Source organism: Pseudomonas sp. HY13-MNA-CIBAN-0226, from assembly GCF_040310305.1.
Classification (GTDB): domain Bacteria; phylum Pseudomonadota; class Gammaproteobacteria; order Pseudomonadales; family Pseudomonadaceae; genus Aquipseudomonas; species Aquipseudomonas gregormendelii.
On sequence record NZ_JBEOPS010000008.1, the window covers coordinates 39,332 to 59,790 of the forward strand.

General features: G+C 59.9%; 16 protein-coding genes and 1 pseudogene. All 17 read right to left on the reverse strand.

The features are described from left to right. Window positions 1-3: 3 nt before the first annotated feature. A complete protein-coding gene (fliG, locus tag AAEZ05_RS10610) occupies window positions 4-1,023 on the reverse strand; it encodes a flagellar motor switch protein FliG (protein ID WP_045058890.1) in 1,020 nt (339 codons plus the stop codon). Next, window positions 1,016-2,803, reverse strand: a complete 1,788-nt coding sequence (gene fliF, locus AAEZ05_RS10615) for a flagellar basal-body MS-ring/collar protein FliF (RefSeq protein WP_205891940.1) — start codon at window positions 2,801-2,803, stop codon at window positions 1,016-1,018. Before fliF ends, fliG begins: the two co-directional genes overlap by 8 nt. A gap of 15 nt (window positions 2,804-2,818) precedes the next feature. After that, window positions 2,819-3,148 (reverse strand): flagellar hook-basal body complex protein FliE, encoded by a 330-nt coding sequence (gene fliE / locus AAEZ05_RS10620; protein WP_045058888.1) that lies wholly within the window; start codon window positions 3,146-3,148, stop codon window positions 2,819-2,821. 115 nt (window positions 3,149-3,263) lie between these two features. After that, entirely contained in the window at window positions 3,264-4,637 is a 1,374-nt protein-coding gene (locus tag AAEZ05_RS10625) for a sigma-54-dependent transcriptional regulator (RefSeq protein WP_205891939.1), read from the reverse strand. A gap of 125 nt (window positions 4,638-4,762) precedes the next feature. Further along, a pseudogene (locus AAEZ05_RS10630) lies at window positions 4,763-5,929 on the reverse strand (sensor histidine kinase); the annotation flags it as partial. 128 nt (window positions 5,930-6,057) lie between these two features. Further along, window positions 6,058-7,533, reverse strand: a complete 1,476-nt coding sequence (locus AAEZ05_RS10635) for a sigma-54 dependent transcriptional regulator (protein WP_045058886.1) — start codon at window positions 7,531-7,533, stop codon at window positions 6,058-6,060. A 173-nt stretch (window positions 7,534-7,706) separates the two neighbouring features. After that, entirely contained in the window at window positions 7,707-8,003 is a 297-nt protein-coding gene (gene fliT / locus AAEZ05_RS10640; RefSeq protein ID WP_350647293.1) for a flagellar protein FliT, read from the reverse strand. Between the two features lie 33 nt (window positions 8,004-8,036). Further along, window positions 8,037-8,417 carry a flagellar export chaperone FliS gene (fliS, locus tag AAEZ05_RS10645; RefSeq protein WP_045058884.1) on the reverse strand — a complete coding sequence of 127 codons (381 nt, stop codon included), beginning with the start codon at window positions 8,415-8,417 and terminating at the stop codon, window positions 8,037-8,039. 153 nt (window positions 8,418-8,570) lie between these two features. Continuing rightward, entirely contained in the window at window positions 8,571-9,944 is a 1,374-nt protein-coding gene (gene fliD, locus AAEZ05_RS10650) for a flagellar filament capping protein FliD (protein ID WP_045058883.1), read from the reverse strand. 81 nt (window positions 9,945-10,025) lie between these two features. Then, window positions 10,026-10,370 carry a flagellar protein FlaG gene (locus tag AAEZ05_RS10655; RefSeq protein ID WP_350647295.1) on the reverse strand — a complete coding sequence of 115 codons (345 nt, stop codon included), beginning with the start codon at window positions 10,368-10,370 and terminating at the stop codon, window positions 10,026-10,028. A gap of 86 nt (window positions 10,371-10,456) precedes the next feature. Then, complete coding sequence (locus AAEZ05_RS10660) at window positions 10,457-12,151, reverse strand: flagellin N-terminal helical domain-containing protein (protein ID WP_350647297.1); 1,695 nt, start codon at window positions 12,149-12,151, stop codon at window positions 10,457-10,459. A gap of 241 nt (window positions 12,152-12,392) precedes the next feature. Continuing rightward, window positions 12,393-13,319: a ketoacyl-ACP synthase III gene (locus AAEZ05_RS10665; RefSeq protein WP_045058880.1), complete on the reverse strand. Its 927-nt coding sequence runs from the start codon at window positions 13,317-13,319 to the stop codon at window positions 12,393-12,395. Window positions 13,320-13,660: 341 nt separating this feature from the next. Continuing rightward, window positions 13,661-15,250: a flagellar hook-associated protein 3 gene (locus tag AAEZ05_RS10670; RefSeq protein WP_350647300.1), complete on the reverse strand. Its 1,590-nt coding sequence runs from the start codon at window positions 15,248-15,250 to the stop codon at window positions 13,661-13,663. A gap of 14 nt (window positions 15,251-15,264) precedes the next feature. Beyond that, entirely contained in the window at window positions 15,265-17,289 is a 2,025-nt protein-coding gene (flgK, locus tag AAEZ05_RS10675; RefSeq protein WP_350647302.1) for a flagellar hook-associated protein FlgK, read from the reverse strand. 23 nt (window positions 17,290-17,312) lie between these two features. Further along, a complete protein-coding gene (gene flgJ / locus AAEZ05_RS10680; RefSeq protein ID WP_350647304.1) occupies window positions 17,313-18,620 on the reverse strand; it encodes a flagellar assembly peptidoglycan hydrolase FlgJ in 1,308 nt (435 codons plus the stop codon). A gap of 11 nt (window positions 18,621-18,631) precedes the next feature. Continuing rightward, window positions 18,632-19,741, reverse strand: coding sequence for a flagellar basal body P-ring protein FlgI (locus AAEZ05_RS10685; RefSeq protein WP_045058876.1), 1,110 nt, complete (start codon window positions 19,739-19,741; stop codon window positions 18,632-18,634). A gap of 18 nt (window positions 19,742-19,759) precedes the next feature. Next, window positions 19,760-20,455 (reverse strand): flagellar basal body L-ring protein FlgH, encoded by a 696-nt coding sequence (gene flgH, locus AAEZ05_RS10690; protein ID WP_045058875.1) that lies wholly within the window; start codon window positions 20,453-20,455, stop codon window positions 19,760-19,762. Window positions 20,456-20,459 lie beyond the last annotated feature (4 nt).

The following is a 20,459-nucleotide window of genomic DNA, read 5'->3' on the forward strand; positions in this document are numbered from 1 at the left end:
ACCTTAGATCATCTCTTCGCCGCCCTTCCCGCCGAGAACGATTTCTCCGGCTTCGGCCATACGGCGGGCGATGGTGAGGATTTCTTTCTGTGCGGTTTCCACGTCGCTGACGCGCACCGGGCCCTTGGCCTCGAGGTCGTCGCGCAACAGTTCGGCCGCTCGTTTGGACATGTTCTTGAAGATCTTCTCCTTGACGTTCTCGTCCGAACCCTTGAGGGCCAGCACCAGTACGTCGGAGGACACTTCGCGCAGCAACGCCTGGATGCCGCGGTCGTCGACATCGGCCAAGTTGTTGAACACGAACATCAGGTCTTCGATCTGACCGGACAGGTCTTCGTCGACTTCGCGGATCGAGTCCATCAACTGCCCTTCCATCGAGCTGTCGAGGAAGTTCATGATATCGGCTGCGCGCTTGATGCCACCGAGGTTGGTGCGCGAGGCGTTGGAGTTGCCGGAGAACTGCTTCTCGAGAATCTGGTTGAGTTCCTTCAGCGCCGCCGGCTGCACGGTGTTCAGCGAGGATACGCGCAGGATGATGTCCAGGCGTACCTTGTGGTCGAAATTGCCCAGCACTTCGCCAGCCTGGTCAGGGTCGAGGTACGCCACGACGATCGCCTGGATCTGTGGGTGCTCGTAGCGGATCACGTCGGCGACGGCGCGCGGTTCCATCCATTTCAGGCTGTCGAGGCCGCTGGTGTTGCCGCCCAGCAGGATCCGGTCAATCAGTCCGTTGGCCTTGTCTTCGCCCAGGGCCTGGGTGAGCATCTTGCGCACGTAGTCGTCAGAACCGACGCCCAGGCTGGTCTGGTCGCCGACGATGTCGACGAACTCGCTCATCACCTGCTCGACCTGCTCGCGGTGCACGTTGCCCATCTGCGCCATGGCCACGCCCACACGCTGGACCTCCTTGGGCCCCATGTGGCGCAACACCTGAGCAGCATCGGTAGAACCCAGGGACAGCAGCAGGATCGCGGCTTTGTCGACCTTGGACAGTTTGGCGGCAACGGCTCGGTTATCACTCATCTGCGTTAATCCACTCTTTCACGACCTGGGCCACACGGCCCGGATCTTCTGCCACCAGACTCTTGATTGCGTTCAACTGTGCATCATAGCCTTCGCTCGGGCTCGGCAGCAGGATGCTCTGCGGACCGCCAAGGCTGACGCGGTCGTTGGCCAGTTCGCCATCCAGGCCGCCCATGCCACCCAACTCGACGTCGCTGCCCATGCCGACCAGCTGCTTGCCTTTGCCGCCATTGGTGATGTTGTTGAGCACCGGGCGCAGCACACCAAACACCAGCACCAGGATGAACAACACGCCCAGCACTTGCTTGATCACGTCCCAGAACCACGGCTGGGAATAGAACGGCACATCGGCAATCACTTCGCTGCGCTCGGCGGAGAACGGCATGTTGATCACGCTCACACTGTCACCACGGCTGGCGTCGAAGCCGACCGCGTCCTGCACCAGACGGGTGAAGCGCGCCAATTCGTCGGCGGTCCACGGCGCGCGGCTGGTTTCACCGTTGGCCGGGTTGATCTTGACCTGATCGTCCACCACCACCGACACCGACAGGCGATTCAACCGCCCCTGCTGCTGCTTGGTGTGGCTGATGGAACGGTCGAGCTCGAAGTTCTTGGTGGACTGCTGCCGCTTGTCTGCCGGGTAAGGCGCCAGCATCGGCTGACCGGTGGCAGGGTCCATGATCTGTTGGCCGTTGGCGTCCAGCAGCGGCTGGCCGGGCTGCACCATGCCGGCAGAAGCGGTAGCGCCACCGGTGGTTGCAGGCGCGGACGCCGGCGATGGCGGTTGGTTGCTCAGGGCCCCCGGTACGCCTTGCGGACCATTGCTGGTGGTGCGTTGTTCGTTCACCGACTGCTCGCTACGCAACGCCGGCTGGTCCGGGTTGAACTGCTCGGAGGTCGATTCGACGGCGCTGAAATCCACGTCGGCGGACACTTCAGCCTTGTAGCGATCGTTACCCAGCACCGGTTGCAGGATGTTGTGCACGCGCTGGGTCAGCATGCTTTCCATGCGGCGGCTGTAATCGAATTGCTTGCCGGCCATGGTCAGCTCGGAATTTTCCGCCTGGTCCGATAGCAGGTTGCCTTTCTGGTCGACCACGGTGACCTGGGACTTGCTCAGCTCAGGCACGCTGGTCGCCACCAGGTTGATGATCGCCAGCACCTGGCCAGGCTCCAGGGAGCGGCCGGAGTACAGTTCGATCAGTACCGAGGCGCTCGGCTTGCGTTCGTCGCGCACGAACACCGAGCTTTTCGGAATGGCCAGGTGCACCCGGGCACCCTTGACGTTGTTCAGGCTGGAGATGGTGCGCGCCAGTTCGCCTTCGAGGCCGCGACGATAACGGGTGGCTTCCATGAACTGGCTGGTGCCCAGGCCCTGGTCCTTGTCGAGGATTTCAAAGCCGATATTGCCGTCGCTGGGAGTGACACCAGCGCCCGCGAGCTTGAGCCGCGCGCGGGACAGGTCTTCGGCCTTGACCAGCAAGGCGCCGGAATTGGGTTCGACGGAGTAGGCAATGTCAGCGGCCGCCAGGGTGTCCATCACTTGCTTGGCGTCCATTCCGGCGAGGCTGCCGTACAGCGGACGGTAATCCGGTTGCTGGGACCACAGAACCACGGCAAAGCCAATGGCCACGCTCGCTGCCAGCCCGACCAACAGGCCGACCTGACGCAACATGGTCATCTGGGAAAGGTTTTCCAGGAAGGACAAGCCGAACAGCGGCGGTTTGCCGTCTATTGCGCTGGCCTTGGCCGGAACGTTATCGCTGGCTGCTTCTGCCATGACTCAATATCGTCCTTAAACCGGCATCTGCATGATGTCTTGATACGCCTGGACCAGCTTGTTGCGCACCTGGGTGATGGCCTGGAACGACACGCCGGCTTTTTCCTTGGCGATCATCACGTCAGTCAGGTCGACACCGCTTTTACCGATCTCGAACGCGGTGGACAGCTGGCTGGACGCCTGCTGGGTTTCGTTCACTTTATTGACGGCCTGGCCGAGCATATCGGAGAAGCTGCTGCCCGGCAGTTGAGGCACGGCGGCAGTCGCTTTAGGCGCAGACATGGCGTCCATTTGCATGGCTCGCATATCCAGCATCAACCGATTAAATTCAATACCTTGGCTCATGTTCCACTCCCAATGACTACCCGCAATTTTTTGACGCTCACTCGGCGGGTATACAGGTGGTAGCAACAAGGGTGCCAGCTATGTGGGCACTGATCACAAATCAGGTTCTCTGGGATCAGGTGGCGAACAGGTAAGCTTCCACGTCCATCCCGGCATCGCGCATCTGCGCCAGTTTGTAGCGCAGGGTGCGCGGGCTGATGCCCAGGCGTTCGGCGGCTTCCTTGCGCCGGCCGCGTTCGGTGCGCAGGGTGTCGATGATCATCTGGAACTCGCGTCGGCGCAGATCATCCCCCAGCGCCCCGGCGGACTCGGCCTCGACCAGGGGCAGCGGCGCCGCCAATGCCGGCAACGGCGCACAGGCAACCGGCCCGGCCAGGCAGAAATCCTGAGGCTGGATCAACCCGCCCTGCTGCAGGATCAACGCCCGCTGGATGGCGTTATCCAGCTCGCGCACATTCCCCGGCCACGGATAAGCGATCAGGCACGCCTGCGCTTCTGGCGAAAGCCTGGCCGCCGCATGCTTCATTTTATTGACGTGTTTGGCCAGCAGACGCTCAGCCAACGGCAGAATGTCGGCGGTCCGTTCGCGCAACGGGCGCCAGGCCAGCGGGAACACCGACAGTCGATAGTACAGATCCTCCCTGAAGCGCCCCGCCGCCACTTCCGCAGCCAGGTCGCGGTTAGTGGTGGCGACCACCCGGATGTCCAGGGAGATCGGCTTGCGCGCACCCACCCGCTCGACCTCGCGTTCCTGCAACACCCGCAGAAGCTTGGCCTGCAGCCCCATGGGCATCTCGGATATCTCATCGAGCAGGATAGTGCCGCCATCCGCCTGCTCGAACTTGCCCGCCTGCGCGGCAATCGCGCCGGTGAACGAGCCCTTTTCGTGGCCAAACAACGTGGCCTCGAGCATGTTGTCGGGGATCGCCGCGCAATTGATTGCAATAAACGGCTGGGTAGCCCGATGGGAGTGTTGATGGATGTAGCGCGCCAGCACTTCCTTGCCGGTTCCGGACTCGCCGGAAATCAGCACGGTGGAATCACTGCGGGCCACGCGAGCGGCCAGGTCCAGCAGCTGGGCGCTGGCCGGCTCGAACGCAATCGGCCCCTCGCCCTCGGCTGGGACACTGCCCAAGGCGTGCCGCGCCAGCAAATCCAGCAGCGCCTTGGGCTCGAACGGCTTGACCAGATAGTCCACCGCGCCCTGGCGCATGGCATCCACCGCACGCTCGACCGCACCGTGGGCCGTCATCAGCAACACAGGCAGCTGCGGCTGCCGCGCACGCAACAGGCTCAACAGTTGATGACCATCCATGCCCGGCATGTTGACGTCGCTGAGCACCAGGTTGAACGCATCCTTGGTGACGGCCGTCAGGGCCTCTTCTGCCGAGCCGACGGCGACGTAATCGTGCCCCGCGAGCAGCAGGGTATCGGCCAGCGCTTCGCGCAGAGCCCGGTCATCCTCGACCAGCAGAACCTTGATTGGCATTTGGGTTACTTCGCTCCCTGCTTGCGATGGACGTTTTCGATTGCGGCGGGGACCAGAGTCTCCGCGGTGCTCTCTCGTTTTTCGCGAGCGAGCTCGCTCCTGCAGGGGGGGTGTTCATTGGAAAACAGTGGCAGGATCACCTGCGCGCACGTGCCGCGACCGGGCCGCGAGCGCAGCAGCAATTCTCCCTGATGCGCACGGGCGACCGCCTTGACCACGGTCAGGCCCAGGCCCGTTCCGGTGGCCTTGGTGGTAAAAAAAGGTTCGCCCAGACGCGCCAGCACCGCGGGATCGATGCCGCTGCCACTGTCGCTGATCGCCACCCGCAGGTGGTTGCCCCGGGCATAGAGATGCACCTTCAATCGCAGGTCCGTGGCGCTGGCCTGGATGGCATTCTCGATCAGGTTGAGGATCGCCCCCACCAGGGTGTCGCGGTTGCACAGCAACTCACCGGCATGGCTGTCGCATTGCCAGCGAATCGGCAGACCCTGCACATGCGCCTGGGCCGCCGCCTGAAGCGACTGCATGAGCATTTTGGCGGTGATTCGGTCGGTCAGCGGCAGTTCGCCTCGGGCGAAAATCAGCATGTCGCGCACCTGATGCTCCAGCTCGTGCAGCCGCTCTTTCAAACGCCCGGCAAAGCGCTGCTGCGTGGCGACGGGCAGCGCCTGTTCGGTCAGGTGACTGGCGTAAAGCAAGGCGGCGGACAGCGGCGTGCGGATCTGATGCGCCAGGGACGCGACCATCCGCCCCAGGGACGAGAGGCGCTCATGCCGGGCCAACTGGTCCTGCAGGTGACGGGTTTCAGTCAGGTCGTTGAGCAGCACCAACTGGCCCGGCTCGGCATCCAGCGAGCGGGTCGAGATCGACAGGCGCCGACCGTCCTTGAGGGAGATTTCATGCCCATCGTCCTCACGCGGCGCAAAGCAGCGGGCAATCACCTGGCGCCACAACTCGCCTTCCAGAGGCAGGCCAAGTAACTCACAGGCCGCAGGATTGGCTTCGCGCACGATGCCCTGGGCGTCGATGACAATCACGCCACCGGGCAACAGATCAAGGAGGTTTTGCAGGCGGTTGGCCAGGCGTTCTTTTTCCGCCAGTTCCTGCATGCGCTGGGCGCTGACCACTTCCAGCTCGCCCTTGAGCTCGGTCACCCGGGCTTCGAGCATGCTGTAGGAGTCAGTCAACTGGCTCGACATCTGGTTGAACAGGGCAAACGACTGCTCAAGGCCCAGCCGGCTGGCCTGCTCTACGGACGACAGCGGCCCCGAAGCATCAGGGACAGGAGACATCTGGGCGGCTTGGGGCATCGGGCACTCTCGCTTGGCTGACCGTCAGTTAAACGGAACGTTGCGAGGGATGTAGCAATACCCGTGCCTAAAAAAAACCGCATATAAATGAATGACTTGAAAAACAGGCGTCAATCATCTGCCTGTTCATCACCATCACGCCGGCTCATGCCGTACTTGCGCATCTTCTCCACCAGGGTGGTTCGACGAATACGCAAGCGTTCAGCGGCGCGCGCCACGATGCCATTGGCATCATCCAGCGCCTGCTGGATCAGCCCCTGTTCCAGGCCACCGAGGTAGTCCTTGAGGTCCAGGCCTTCCGGCGGCAGCAGGGCATTGGCGGAGAAGTCCGGGGTATGGCCGTTGATGGCCACCCGCTCTTCCAGGTCGCTGCGCAGGCTGTCGACCAGTTGCTCGTCTTCGTCGTCGACGTAACGGAATTTCTTCGGCAACTCGACCACGCCGATCACCCCGTACGGATGCATGATCGCCATGCGCTCCACCAGGTTGGCCAGCTCGCGGACGTTGCCCGGCCAGCCGTGACGACACAGCGACATGATCGCCGCCGAGTTGAAACGGATCGAACCGCGCTTCTCGTGCTCCATGCGCGAGATCAGTTCGTTCATCAGCAGCGGGATGTCTTCGACGCGCTCACGCAGCGGCGCCATCTCGATCGGGAACACGTTCAGGCGATAGTAGAGGTCTTCGCGGAAGGTGCCGATCTCGATCATGCTTTCGAGGTTCTTGTGGGTCGCGGCAATGATGCGCACATCGGCGCTCTGGGTCTTGTTGCTACCCACGCGCTCAAAGGTGCGTTCCTGCAGCACGCGCAGCAGCTTGACCTGCATCGGCAGCGGCATGTCGCCGATTTCGTCGAGGAACAGCGTGCCGCCATTAGCCAGCTCAAAGCGACCGGCACGACTGGTGATCGCCCCGGTGAACGCGCCCTTCTCGTGGCCGAACAATTCGCTTTCCAGCAACTCGGCCGGGATCGCCCCGCAGTTGACCGGCACGAACGGCGCGTCACGACGCTTGGAGTGGTAGTGCAGGTTGCGCGCCACCACTTCCTTGCCGGTGCCCGACTCGCCAAGGATCAGCACGCTGGCGTCGGTGTCAGCCACCTGCTGCATCATCTGGCGCACATGCTGGATCGCCCGGCTGGTGCCGACGAGGCTGCGGAACAGATTGGGTTCGCGATGCCGACCGCGCTCGCGGGCCTGGTCGTACATCTCGCGATAGACCTGGGCACGGTGCAGGGAGTCGAGCAATTTGCTGTAGCTGGGCGGCATTTCCAGGGTCGACAGCACGCGTCGACGCTGGTCATCAGGCAAGTCGCTGGCAGAATTATCGCCCATCAACAAAACCGGAAGGAACTCATCCCAGGTTGAGAGTGTCTTAAGCAAGCCCAAAAGTGCACCAGGAGCATTGACCGTCCCGATAAGGACACAGATCACTTCACGACTAGACGATAGAGAGCCCACAGCCTGCTGCCAGTCATGGCTTCCGCAGGGCAAATTTTCTTCACCGAGAAAATTAAGAATCACCGCCAGGTCGCGGCGGCGGACGCTATCGTCATCAATCAGCAGAATTTTGGTTTCACGCCACATGCAATAGCAACTTCCCTAGTCAACTCGATGCCCGAAATGAGTGGGCAAGCTAGACGCTTGCAGACCTGTTAAGCCTATGAGACGCCTGAAATCAGTAAACAGCCACTAGTTAAGTCAAAAAACCGTGCATAGTCAAATATATGGCGCAGATGTCTGGATTAACCGGGGATTAATTAGCCAAACAGATGGTAAACCTTCGCCGCACTCTTCGCTTGGGTGATCTGCGACATCTCGTCTACTATCGCCTGACGCTCGCCCATCGTCGCCGATAATAAATCCTTGTACACCGCCAGCAGGCTTTCCAGATTGGTCCGCACCGCCTCCTCGTCGACTGGCGCTTCGCTGAGCACCTCGTCGACGCATTCCCGGCAGGCCGTATCCAGCTCGCCAATCGCATCCCAATCACGCTCGGCCAGCGCATCGATGAGCGCTTCGCGGGTTTGTTCAATCCGTTGCAATGCTTGACTCATGGCGTTGTTCCTCGAGAATTAAAGCGAAGACCATCAGGGCGCGATGGCATCCCATCCTTCCTTGATGTTGCTGAGCAACCCGGCGACCTCATCGAGAATGAGCGGATCGCTTTTGATGTTCGCCTCCGTCAGGCGACGCATCATGTAGTCGTAAAGACTGTCGAGATCTGCCAAAGGCGTTGGCGATTTCTCTGGGTCCAGGCCCTCACGCAAACCACCGATGATCGCCACGGCCTTGCCGATGCACAGGCCCTTGCCAGCAGTATCGTTGCGCTCCAGCGCGCCCTTTGCCTGGGCAATACGATCAAGGCCGCCTTGCATCAGCATCTGCACCAGGCGGTGCGGGCTAGCCTCGGAAGTCTGCGCGTGCGAGTTAACGCTCTGATACTGGCGTAGGGCTCTCATAGGGTTCATGTTCGATTCCTTGAAAAACTGTAAACGGTCAATTATCTACCATGACTTTTTATCGACCCAAGCCGGCAGAACTTTAGTCTTGGAGCGGCGCGCCAGACAAAAAAACCCCGGAGCGCCTGAGCACAGGAGTCCGGGTTGTCGGTCAGGCAATCATCAGTCGGCGTTGACTTTGTTCAGCGCGTTGAGCGTGGTCATGATGCTCTTGGAGCTCGCGTTCAACTGGGCAACCAGGGTATCCATCGCGGTGTACTTGGCGGTCAACGTGGTCTGCAAGGTCGCTATGCGGCGTGTCAGGCTTTCCTGATCGACCTTGAGCGAATCCAGGGATTCAGTCAGGCTGGTCTGGCGCTGAGCCAGGACTCCGTCGGATTTTGCAAACGCATCGGTCGCGCTGGTCATGCGACTGATCAGCCCAGTCTTGCCGGTAAACAGCTCGACAACCTGGGGACCAAATGCTTTCACGCCCTTGTCCCATTTGGCATCGTCAAGGGTCAACAACCCCGTGCTTTTGTCAGTGTTGATGCCCAGTTGCGAGAGCATGCTCAGGCCGCTGTTGCCTGACCCAGCTTCAGCGGAAACCAGCTCATTGCGCACTGACGACACCAAGCTGCGCATGGTCGCATCACCGGTCAGGGCTCCAGCAGTCGTTGTCGCACCGCCAGTCGCGGTCGCCGTAGCAGTCACCTTGGTTTGTGTATTGATGGCAGTCATCAGCGCGTTGTAGGCCGAAACGAAAGCCTGGGCAGACGTTTTCAGCTGCGCGGTGCTGCTCGACACCGTAATCGTGGACTTGCCTGCTGTGATCAACTCCAGGTTAACACCGCTCACCACCGAGGAAATGGAGTTGGAAGCAGACTCCAATTTCACATTATCAAGTGTGTACTCGGCATTCTGCGGAACAGTGGTGACCACGTAATCCTTGGTCAGCTCCTCGGCACCGCTGAGGGTCAGCTCAGTACCTTTGCCGGTGGTGTTCGAACTCAAGACCAAACGAGACCCGTTGGCGTCGGTCAGAATGTTGGCACTGATGTTCTTCGATTTAAGCTGTTCGTTGATCGCGTCACGGGTTTCCTGCAGCGTGGCACCCGGCTCAATGATCACACCGTAATCATTACCCGATTGGGAAATGGTCAGGGTGGTTGCCTGCGTCCCGCTGTTCACTACGCTCGAAGCGCCACCGGCAAACACAGCCGTGGAGACCTTCGAGGCCGTGGCCAGCTTGGTCACTTCAAGTGCGTAGCTACCGTTGGTAGCGGCATCGTTGACCGTGGTCTTGGCGATTTTCTCATCCGAAGACGCACCGGAAATGCTGCCGAATGCGGTGGCTGTATTGAGTTTGGCAATCGCTGCCCGGTAGGTGTCCAGCGCGCTCTTGATGATCGACAGACCCGACAGCGTGGTGCTGGTGGAAGCGGTCTGCTTGTCGATCTGGGCTTGTTTGGGCGCTTTTTCGGCTTCGACCAAAGCGGTGACAATTTTCTGGGTATCAATCCCTGACCCAATGCCACTGACGGTTGAACTTGCCATGTTTCTTCTCCTTCCCGGACGGTCGCCATGTTCTTGACGAGCGATTAACCTTTAACAGCCAGCATCAAAACCCGTGCCAGATCAGGCTCTTTCGTCGAACAAAAGGCTGCTGGCGTCGTGCAGGCTCGCTGCCAGTTTTAATGCTGCTTCTGAAGGTAGCTGGCGAATGACTTCACCGCTCTCTGTAGCAATGACCTTGACCACGACTCGACCCGTCGAATCATCGATGGAGAAATCCAGATTGCGCTTGGTCGATTGCACAAAGTCGCGGATCTCGGTCACTGCTTTTTCCAATTCTGCCCGCTTGGGCTGTTCCACTTTTGTAACTGTGCTCACATCGACAGATTGCGCCGACGGTTTTGCGCTGACTGTCCCTTGCACCGGATTCACGGGCGGGGCTTGATTCAACGTGACACTCATGTCCATTACCATCTCCTCACATGAGAAACCAACGGAATGAACAAAAGGGCGCGTTAGACGCGCCCTTCCATTTCAATCACCAGACGCTGGAATTACTGAAGCAGTTTCAGTACAGCGGACGGCAGCTGGTTAGCCTGGGACAGGATCGCGGTGGAAGCCTGTTGCAGGGTTTGTTGCTTGGTCAGCTCGGCAGTTTCGGAAGCGAAGTCAGCATCCTGAACGCGACCGCGGGCAGCGGTGGAGTTCTGGGCGATGCTTTGCAGGTTGGCTACGGTGCTGTCGAAACGGTTTTGAACGGCACCCAGTGCGGCGCGCTGGCTGTCGATCTGCTGGATGGCAGCGTCCAGAGCTTGTACCGATTGCTGGGAACCGGCAGCGGACAGGATGTCCAGGTCGCCAACGGTGGTTTGGGTTGTGCTGGCATTGGTAACGCCGGCAGTCAGGCCCAGATCACCCAACGAGCCAGTGGTACCGGCCGAGATTACGATGTCAGCCTTGCCGCTCAGCTGAATCTTCCCATCGGCGGTCTTGGTTGCAGTCGCGCCAGCACTGGCGCTGTTGATCGAGGAAATAACAGAGTCAAGATCGCTACCCTTGGTGATCTTGATTTCAGTGCTTCCGATTTTCAGCGAAGAATCAGCGGACATCTTAACGTCGGAAGTACCGCTTTTCAGGCCCAACATCGAAAGCGAACCGCTGTTAGTCGAACCAGCACTGTCTGCCAGAGTCAGCGCCGTACCGTCTTTAGACGTGATGGAGATTTGGCCGTTGGTGATAGTCGCACTACCAATACCAGCCACACCTTTGATTTGGCCCAGAATAGACGTGATGCTATCGCCAGAGCCGATAACTAGGTCAGTGCCGTTAACGTTGATGCTGCCGGCTTTTGGAACAGTGGATGCAGCAACAGTATTGTTGCTGGTGGTGCCAGTGGTCAGACCGAATTTGCCGGCGTCAGCACCAGCGATAGAAACAGGACCAGAAGCATTTACGATATTAAGTGCATCAGCGCCAGTTGCCGTGACAGTAAAACCTGTTACACCAGCAGTGGTTAACTGCGAAGTGATAGCAGCTGCCACCTTGGTATTGTCGTCCATGGCTGCGGTAAGCGTAATATCAACGCCGTTTATACTTAGCTTCTCATCACCGGTTGGGATGTAGCCAGAACCGGCAACACCCGTTACGGTAGTCGATGCGAGCGTAGTGGTTGTACCTTGTACGCTAGCAGCCATGGCAGACATGTTGCCGCCAGTGACTGAGGCGCTGCTGTAAGAACCCTTCAGACCCGAAGCGCTCAGGTTACCCATGCCGAACGAAATGGTTTCGTTAGCGCTGGAGCCTACCTGGAAGCTGGTGTTCTGGAACGAACCGTCCAGCAGGTTCTTGCCACCGAAGGTGGTGGTGTTGGAGATACGGTTCAGTTCACCCGACAGTGCGGTGAATTCCTGGTTCAGGGAAGTACGGTCGTCATCGCTGTTCGAACCGTTCGCCGATTGCAGAGCCAGTTCACGCATACGCTGCAGGATGTTGGTGGATTCTTGCATCGCGCCTTCAGCAGTCTGGGCGATGGAGATACCGTCGTTGGCGTTTTTCACGGCAACGTTCAGACCATTGATCTGGCTGGTCAGACGGTTAGCGATCTGCAGGCCGGCAGCGTCGTCTTTAGCGCTGTTGATTTTCAGGCCGGAAGACAGACGGCTCATCGAGGTGCTCAGAGCATCGGAAGCCTTGTTCAGGTTTTTCTGAACGCCCAGGGAGGTGATGTTGGTATTAACAGATAAAGACATGACGAATTCCTCGTTGGTTGGGTGCTGCGGCTTCCGGCCCTGGCAACCGCCGGGTGTGGCCTAGAGAACCTTCGTAATAGTTATCGTCGTAAAAGCAGGTTGCTTGAGCGCTTTTTTGATTTTTTTTACTAGCACCGTGCCACTCCTTGCGATTCAAGCGCTTACATCGACACGCCAGAAAGCAAAAACGCCCATGACCTCGCGGCCATGGGCGTTTTTTTGGCGTTATTTAACTGGCGCGTCAGGGGCGGTGAATAATTGCCGAACCCCAGGAAAGACCCACACCGAAACCACTGATCGCTACGCGCTTCCAGCTGGAGTCGAACATGTGCTTTTCCAGCAGCAGCGGAATGCTCGACGACACGGTGTTGCCGGTCTCGACCATGTCCTTGATGAACTTCTCCGGCTCGCCTTCGAAACGACGGGCCACAGCGTCGACGATGGCCGCACTGCCCTGGTGGATGCAGAACGCATCGATGTCCTGGGATACCAGGCCAGACTCATCGAGCAGCTCGTGCAGATGCGCCGGCACCTTGAGCAGGGCAAAGTTGAACACCTGCCGGCCGTTCATATAGAACACGCCGTCGGTGACTTTCAGGTGCGGAGCACCGGAGCCGTCGGTGCCGAACTTGGCTTTGCCGAGCTGCCAGGCTGCATCTTCACCCATCCAGGTGGCCGTGGCGGCGTCGCCGAACAGCATGGTGGTGTTGCGGTCTTCAGGGTCGACGATCTTCGAATACGGGTCGGCGGTGATCAGCAGGCCATTCTTCAGGCCTGTAGCTTCCATGAAGCCCTTGATGGCGTAGATGCCATAGACATAACCCGAGCACCCAAGGGAGATGTCGAAGGCTGCGACGTTAGTCGACAGGCCGAGCTTGTCCTGGACGATCGCGGAAGTGTGCGGCAGCCCTTCTTCGTCACCGTTCTGGGTGACGACGATCAATACGTCGATGGCTTGACGATCGAGCTGCGGATTATTGGCGAACAACGCGTTGGCGGCCTCGACACACAGGTCGGAGGTTTCCTGGGCAGCGTCCTTGCGCGGCAGGAACGCCGAGCCGATTTTTCCAAGGATGAATTCTTCATCCTTTTCGAACTTCGCACCCTGAGCATAGTTATCCAGCCCACTCGCTGGCACGTAGCTGGCAATGCTTTTTATGCCAATCATTGTGGCTTCCCAATACTAAATAGCTGGAGATCACCGCTCGCAAGACCGAGAGGTACTGACAATACTGGACTTCGCCGAGTGAAAAAATACGGCGCAGGCGCTCCGCCAATCCGGAAAACACGCCCGACAAGGGTCAGCCCCCTGCCCATCCTTTTTTACACAATACAGTGAAGATGCGCTTTATGACTCGCAGGTCACGCATTATGCGTGGCTTATACCAAACATCCAGTCACAAACAGGCGATCAACCGCCGACTGGAGGGTAAAAAAGATCAAACGAAGGGAGACAAGAGCGTCAACGAGGCATCGCCGGCACCCTGGGGTGCCGGTAATCAAGGAGGGTTACAGCTTGTTGAACAGGCTCAATTGAGCGATTTTCACGAACGCCAGCTGGGAGGCTTGCAGCAAGGATTGCTGGAAGGCCAGGTCGATAGATGCTGTTGCCACGTCAGTATCGCCAATGGCGGCCTGGGTACTGGTGTTTACCAGACCGATGCTGGTGTTTTCGGCGCTCTGGATGTCAATCGCACCCAATCGAGCCCCAATCGACCCGCGAACGTTGTCGATCTGCTCGCTGGAGTTGGACAGGTTACTGATTGCCGCATTCACCGCGTCCTTGAGCTTGATCTGAGCCAGATCATTGCCGTCGGCAGGTGTTTCGAGCGCCTGGCGCAACTGACTCAATGTATCCAGTGCACTCTGAGTTTTATGGCTGCTGGCACCTACTACGAATTGATCGTCTGCTGCCGGGGCGCCGGTGAAGTCGAGCTTGACCCCCGCTACAGTGATCGAGCCCGCAGCCAGCACCCCAGCACCGATTGGCTTGCTGTCCGAGCCCATTGGCTGGGCAAAGACTTCGTAGTTTGTTGCATCGGTGAATTTGACCACCACGCCGCTGTTAGGAAATCCGTTGACGTAGTCAGATTGGCTGGAGACGCCAGAACCGGTGATCTGAGCAGTCGAGGTATTACTCGGCGTGCGTGAAGAGTTAAAGCTGTCAGGTTTGGTGCCCAGCGAAAAAATGTGATCCTTCACTTCTTCATCAGGCGTCATCGGCAACGTGGTCACCGGATCGATAGGCGCCTTTAGTCGCAGCGTGATGTCGAACTCCACTCCGCGCAAATTGATGGTCGAGCCACCCTGCTTGCTCGCATCGAAAGTGCCATTGCCGGACACTTCGGTGGTCACGTCGTTACCATCCTTATCAGCGATGGTGTAGTGAGTACTGTCGACGAACTTCAGTTCGTAAGGCTCGCCTGCAGCAAAGTTCTTGGTGTAGGCCGCATTCGATTTCATCAGGCCTGCCGACACTGAAACCGTACCGTCATTAGGCTTGGAAGGATCGAGTACCGCCTGGGTGCGACCTGAGTTCGTGGCCGACTCGAGGACGCTCTTACCGGTGTCGTTGGTCGCAATCGACAAAATGTCAGAGACTTGCAAGCTCAACTGGTTGTCATCACCCTGATAAGAGTAGGTGCCATCGTTGTTACGCACATAGGGGGGAGTCAGGGTTTTCGAGCCGGAGAACATGTAGTTGCCGGACGGGTCCTTGCTATTGAGCAGGCCCAATACTTGCTCTTCGATCTCACCGATTTCGCTGGCAATCGACTTTCGATCAGCATCGCTGTAGCCACCGTTGCCGGCCTGCAGCGCCAGTTCGCGACCGCGCTGTATCGAGGTATTCAGGCTTTCAAGGACGCTCTCCTGGTTAGACAGCGAACTCTTGATGCTGCCCATATTGGTACTGTATTGCCCCAGCATCGCCTTCTGCTGCTGCAACATCAACAACTGCGCAGCCCCGACAGGATCATCACCGGCACTTTGAATACGCACGCCCGAAGTGATCTGCTCCTGAGTCTTCACAATCGAGGAGAAGTTGTTCTGGTACTTGGCCGCACTCGTCTCAAAGTACTGGGCTGTAGAAATTCGCATCGTCGAAGACTCCCTTAAAGACTGTTGATCAGCGTGCTGAAGGTTTCTTGCGCGGCCTTGATAATCTGCGACGACGCGGTGTAGTACTGCTGGAACTTGACCAGGTCGGCGGCCTCGTCGTCCAGGTTAACCTGGGACACGGAGGCGACTTCGGACTTGGCGCGGGCCAGGATCGCCCCGCTGGCGGTGCTGTCACCCAGGGCCTGGCTGGCCTTGGCGCCGACCTGTTCCACCAGGCGGCTGTAGGCGGTGGTCATGCTCATGCCGGCGTTGCCGCCGCTGACGCCGACCGTGGCCTTGGTTTGCAGGCCCAACAATTCGTTGGCGTTGCGGTTGTCTTTCTTGCCGTCGACGTTGAAGGCGACTTCGTACTTGTCGTTCTTCGACGGTGAGCCGCTGACCGTGGTGTTGAAGGAAAACGATTTGCCCGGGATCGCTGTGCCTGTCGCGTCGAGCATCGGCACGTTGATCGTCAGGTCGTTGCCCTGCCCCGGCACGATGGTGCCGATGCCAATGCTCTGGCCTTTGGCGTTGAACACTTCGTAGCCCTGGCTGCCGCCGACAGCGTCCTTGAAGGTCAGGGTCACCGGCATGGAATTCTTGATCCCGGCCTGCAGGTCGGCCAGGTCAGCGCCGGCATAGATATCCATCGGCACGGTCAGCGCGGGCGCGGTCAAGGCGCCAGTGCCGCCGTTGCCGGTGTTGCTGGTCGCGACCAGGGCGCCGGCAAAGGCCAGCTTGTTGGAGTCGGTCATCTGGGTGGTGATGTTGCTGGCACCGGTGCGGGTCGGGATCACCTTGAAGGTATCGCCCGCACTCAGGGCAGCGCCGTTGAGATTGAGCTTGAACCCATCGATCTCGGCCGCCGGGTTCAGATCAAAACTGCCCATGCTTTTGCCGTCGGAGCGCTTGACCGTGTACTTGTCCGCAGCGGTGAACGTCACTTCGTAATCGAAGGCGGTCAACGCACTGGTGTTAGTGATGGTGACGTCGAGATTGCCCGAGCCCGCGCTGTTGCTCGAGGCGGCGAGACTGCGCTGGCTGATCGCTGCGGCACTGTTGATGCTGGAGAACAGCGATGCGCCAAATTCGCCATTGGCGTCGAGGCCCTGGCCCAGCTGGCGGTTGATCTTGTCGGCGACCACGATGGCGGTGCGGCCCAGGTCGTTCATTGCCGGCACCAGCACGTCGTCGCGGTAGCGCAGCAGTCCGCCGATCTTGCCGCCGCTGACGACAGAGGTCACATCGCTCACTGAAGACGGCGATTTGACCTGGATAGTTACCTGGTTCTTGTCGATGCCGGTGCGGGCGGTCGTCAGGGTGTTGGACGTGTTGCCCAACACCAGCGACTGGCCGGTACCGAGGGATACGTTGTAGCTGCCGTTCTGTTCCTGGACGGTCACGCCGACCAGTTCATTGAGTGTGCGCACGGCTTCGTTACGCGCATCGAGCAAGTTGTTCGGGCCGCTGCCGTTCGAGCTGCCGGCCTGGGAAATCTGCTGGTTCAGCGAGGCGATGGAGGCCGTCAGCTGATTGACCTTTTCGGTCATGGTGGTCAGCTGGCTGTTGATGCCTTCGTTTTGCTGCTGCATCTGCGACGACAACGCGTTGAAGCGGTTGCTCAGGGTCTGCGCATTGGTCAGCAGCAACTGCCGCGCAGCTGTGTCGCTGGGCGTGGCGGCCGAGGTCTGCACGGCAGCAAAGAAGCTGCTCAGCACCGCACTGATGCCGGTGGTTTTGTCCGAGAACAGCTTGTCGAGCGGGTTCACCTGCTCAAGGTAGGAGTTGGCATCGTTGCTCAGCGAAGTGCTGGTCTGCAGCTGCTGATCGAGATAGGCGTTATATACCCGACGCACATCCGCCAGGGTCGTGCCGCTGCCGATGAACACCCCGCCATTGAGGTTCGAGGCATTGCTGGTCTGAATGGTCTGCTGGCGTGAATAGCCGGCGGTGTTGGCGTTGGCAATGTTATTGCCGACAGTCGCCAACGACACCTGACTGGCGTTGAGACCCGACATCCCGATATTGAGCAAACTCATGGTTCAGACCTTATACCTTGTGCCTATAAAGGCGTAGTGGAAACGCCCGCCGCAGCGTAGTTCTGATAACTCGTCATCTGCCTGGCTATTTGCGAAATCTTGCTGGCGTAGTTCGGGTCGGTTGCGTAGCCGGCCTTCTGCAACTCGCGTACAAATTGTTCGGGGTTATCGGCAGACTTCACAACATCTTGATAGCGATTGTTGGATTGCAGCAGCGTCACGAGGTCGTGGAAGCTGTCCTTGTAGGAGTCGTAGGAACGGAACTGCGCCGTCTCCTTGACCATCTCGCCGTTTCTGAATTCGCTGGTGATGGCCCGGGCTGAATCGCCCTTCCAGTTGCTGCTGGCCTTGATGCCGAACAGGTTGTGGCTGCTGCTGCCATCCTGGGCGCGCATGACCGATTTGCCCCAGCCGGTTTCGAGGGCGGCCTGGGCCACCAGGTAACGCGGATCGACGCCGATGCGGTCGGCGGCTTCCTTGGCCATGGGCAGCATGGCGTTGACGAATTCGTCGGCGGAGCTGAAGGCTTTCTTTGGCGGTGCCAGCGGGATCTGCGCCATGGCCCGGCCGTAGACCTGCAGGCGACCGCTGGCCGGTGCTTCGGTTTGGGCGGTCAGCCAGTCGCCGTTGTACAGCGAGCCGGAACCGGTCGGGCTGATCGTGGGTACGTCGATTTTGCTGAGTGCGGTGGCCGCTGTCGTCGCAGTCGCAGCCGGGATCGCGGCCGATGGCACCAGGCCGGCGAGCAGGCGGTCTGCGAGCTTCGGCGGCAACGCCAGGCGGCGCTGGTTGATCAGCGCCATGTCATTGCGATGCGCGCCCTCGCCTGCTGCCTGCGGTGCATGGATCGATCGCGACGCCCACAACGGGCGCTGGCCATTGAGGCGCGACAAGGGTCCGTGGGTGGCAGCCGTGCCGGCGGCAATTGGCGTTTCCACGGCGGCTTTGGCCTCGGCTTGCTTGGCGGCGGACGCTGCCGCCGCTTCACCCGGGGCCATGGGTTTGTTCTTCGACATCTGACGCATCAACACATCGGCCAGGCCGATACCGCCGCCTTCGCGGGACATGGAAACGGCCAGCTGCTGGTCGTACATTTCCTGGTACTGCTTGGCTTCGGCGGTGTTGAGCGGGTTGTCCTGGCCCAGCGCATTGGTGGCCGAGCGCATGGACTTGAGCATTTCACCGAGGAACAGCGACTCGAATTCCTGCGCCACTTTGCGCATGTTCGCGTCGCTGTTCTTGTCGCCGACCTTGAGCTGGTTGAGGCGATTCAAGTCCGAGTAGGACCCCGAATCGCTGCTGCTGACCACACCGCTCTTGTACATATCCATGGGCGCAGTCCTCAGATCACGATCAGGTCGGCTTGCAGTGCGCCGGCCTGTTTCAGTGCTTCGAGGATGGCCATCAAGTCACCCGGTGCGGCGCCGACCTGGTTCACCGCTCGCACGATTTCGTCGAGGGTGGTGCCCGGGCCGAACTTGAACATCGGCTTGGCTTCCTGCTGGGCGTTGACCCGCGAGCGTGGCACCACGGCCGTCTGGCCATTGGACAGCGGGCCCGGCTGGCTGACGATCGGGTCTTCGGTGATGGTCACGGTCAGGCTGCCGTGGGTCACGGCGGCCGGGGACACTTTCACGTTCTGGCCGATCACGATGGTGCCGGTGCGCGAGTTGATGATGACTTTGGCCACCGCCTGGCCCGGATCGACTTCGAGGTTCTCGATGATCGACAGGTAGTCCACGCGCTGGCTCGGGTCCAGTGGCGCACTGACGCGGATCGAGCCGCCGTCGATGGCCTGGGCCACGCCCGGGCCGAGCATGTTGTTGATCTTGTCGACGATGCGCTTGGCGGTGGTGAAGTCCGAACGGTTGAGGTTCAGGGTCAGGCTGTTGCCCTGGTTGAAACCACTCGGCACCGCCCGCTCGACCGATGCACCACCGGGAATGCGCCCCGCCGACGGGACGTTGACGGTGATCTTCGAACCGTCGCGGCCCTCGGCATCAAAACCGCCGACCACCAGGTTACCCTGGGCGATCGCGTAGACGTTACCGTCAATACCTTTGAGCGGCGTCAGCAGCAAGGTACCGCCGCGCAGGCTCTTGGAGTTGCCGATGGACGCTACGGTGATGTCAATCTGCTGACCCGGCTTGGCGAACGCCGGCAAGTCGGCACTGATCGACACGGCCGCGACGTTTTTCAACTGCACGTTGCCCGAACCCGGCGGCACCTTGATGCCGAACTGCGAGAGCATGTTGTTGAAGGTCTGCAGGGTGAACGGGGTCTGCGTCGTCTGGTCGCCGGTGCCGCTAAGCCCGACCACCAGGCCGTAGCCGATCAGTTGGTTGGAACGCACGCCAGAAATACTGGCGATGTCCTTGAGCCGCTCGGCTTGCGCGCTGAACGCAGCCGAGAGCATCAGGGCGGCCACCATCAGGCGTTTGAAGTTCAACATGCTCAACTTGATAGCCACCTAGAAAGGAAACAGCGGGCTGAGGAAGAAACGGTCGAACCAGCCTGGCTGACTCGCATCGGCAAAGGCACCGGTGCCCGAGTAGGTAATACGTGCATCGGCAACCCGGGTCGACGACACGGTGTTGTCGGTGGCGATGTCATCGGCGCGGACCATGCCGGCGATGCGCACCAGCTCATCGCCGGTGTTGAGGGTCAGCCACTTCTCGCCGCGTACGGCGATGATGCCGTTGGGCAATACGTCGGCGACGGTCACGGTGATGGAGCCGGTCAGGCTGTTGCTCTGCCCGGACTTGCTGTCGCCCTTGGTCGCACGGTCGCCGGAATAACCGACGTCCAGGCTCAGGTCACCGCCACCGACCGGGTTGTTGGTGTTCAGGCCACCACCGAAAAATGAGCTCAGGCCGATGTCGGTCTTGCTGGTCTTGCCCACCTGGGAGTTGGCGTTCTTGCTGGCCTGGGTGCGCTCGTTCAGCGTGATGGTGATGATGTCACCGACGCGATACGCCTTGCGGTCGCTGTACAGGTTCTGTTCGAAGCCGGCCTGGTAGATCGAGCCATTGTTGGCGGCAGCCGGCAGTGGTGTGCGCGGCAACACCGGGGCGTAGTAAGGGTCATTGGGCCGCGGCGCAGGCGCGACACAGCCCGCGAGTGCGGTGATGCCACTCAGTGCCAGAACAGATACGAAGCGATTCATGACC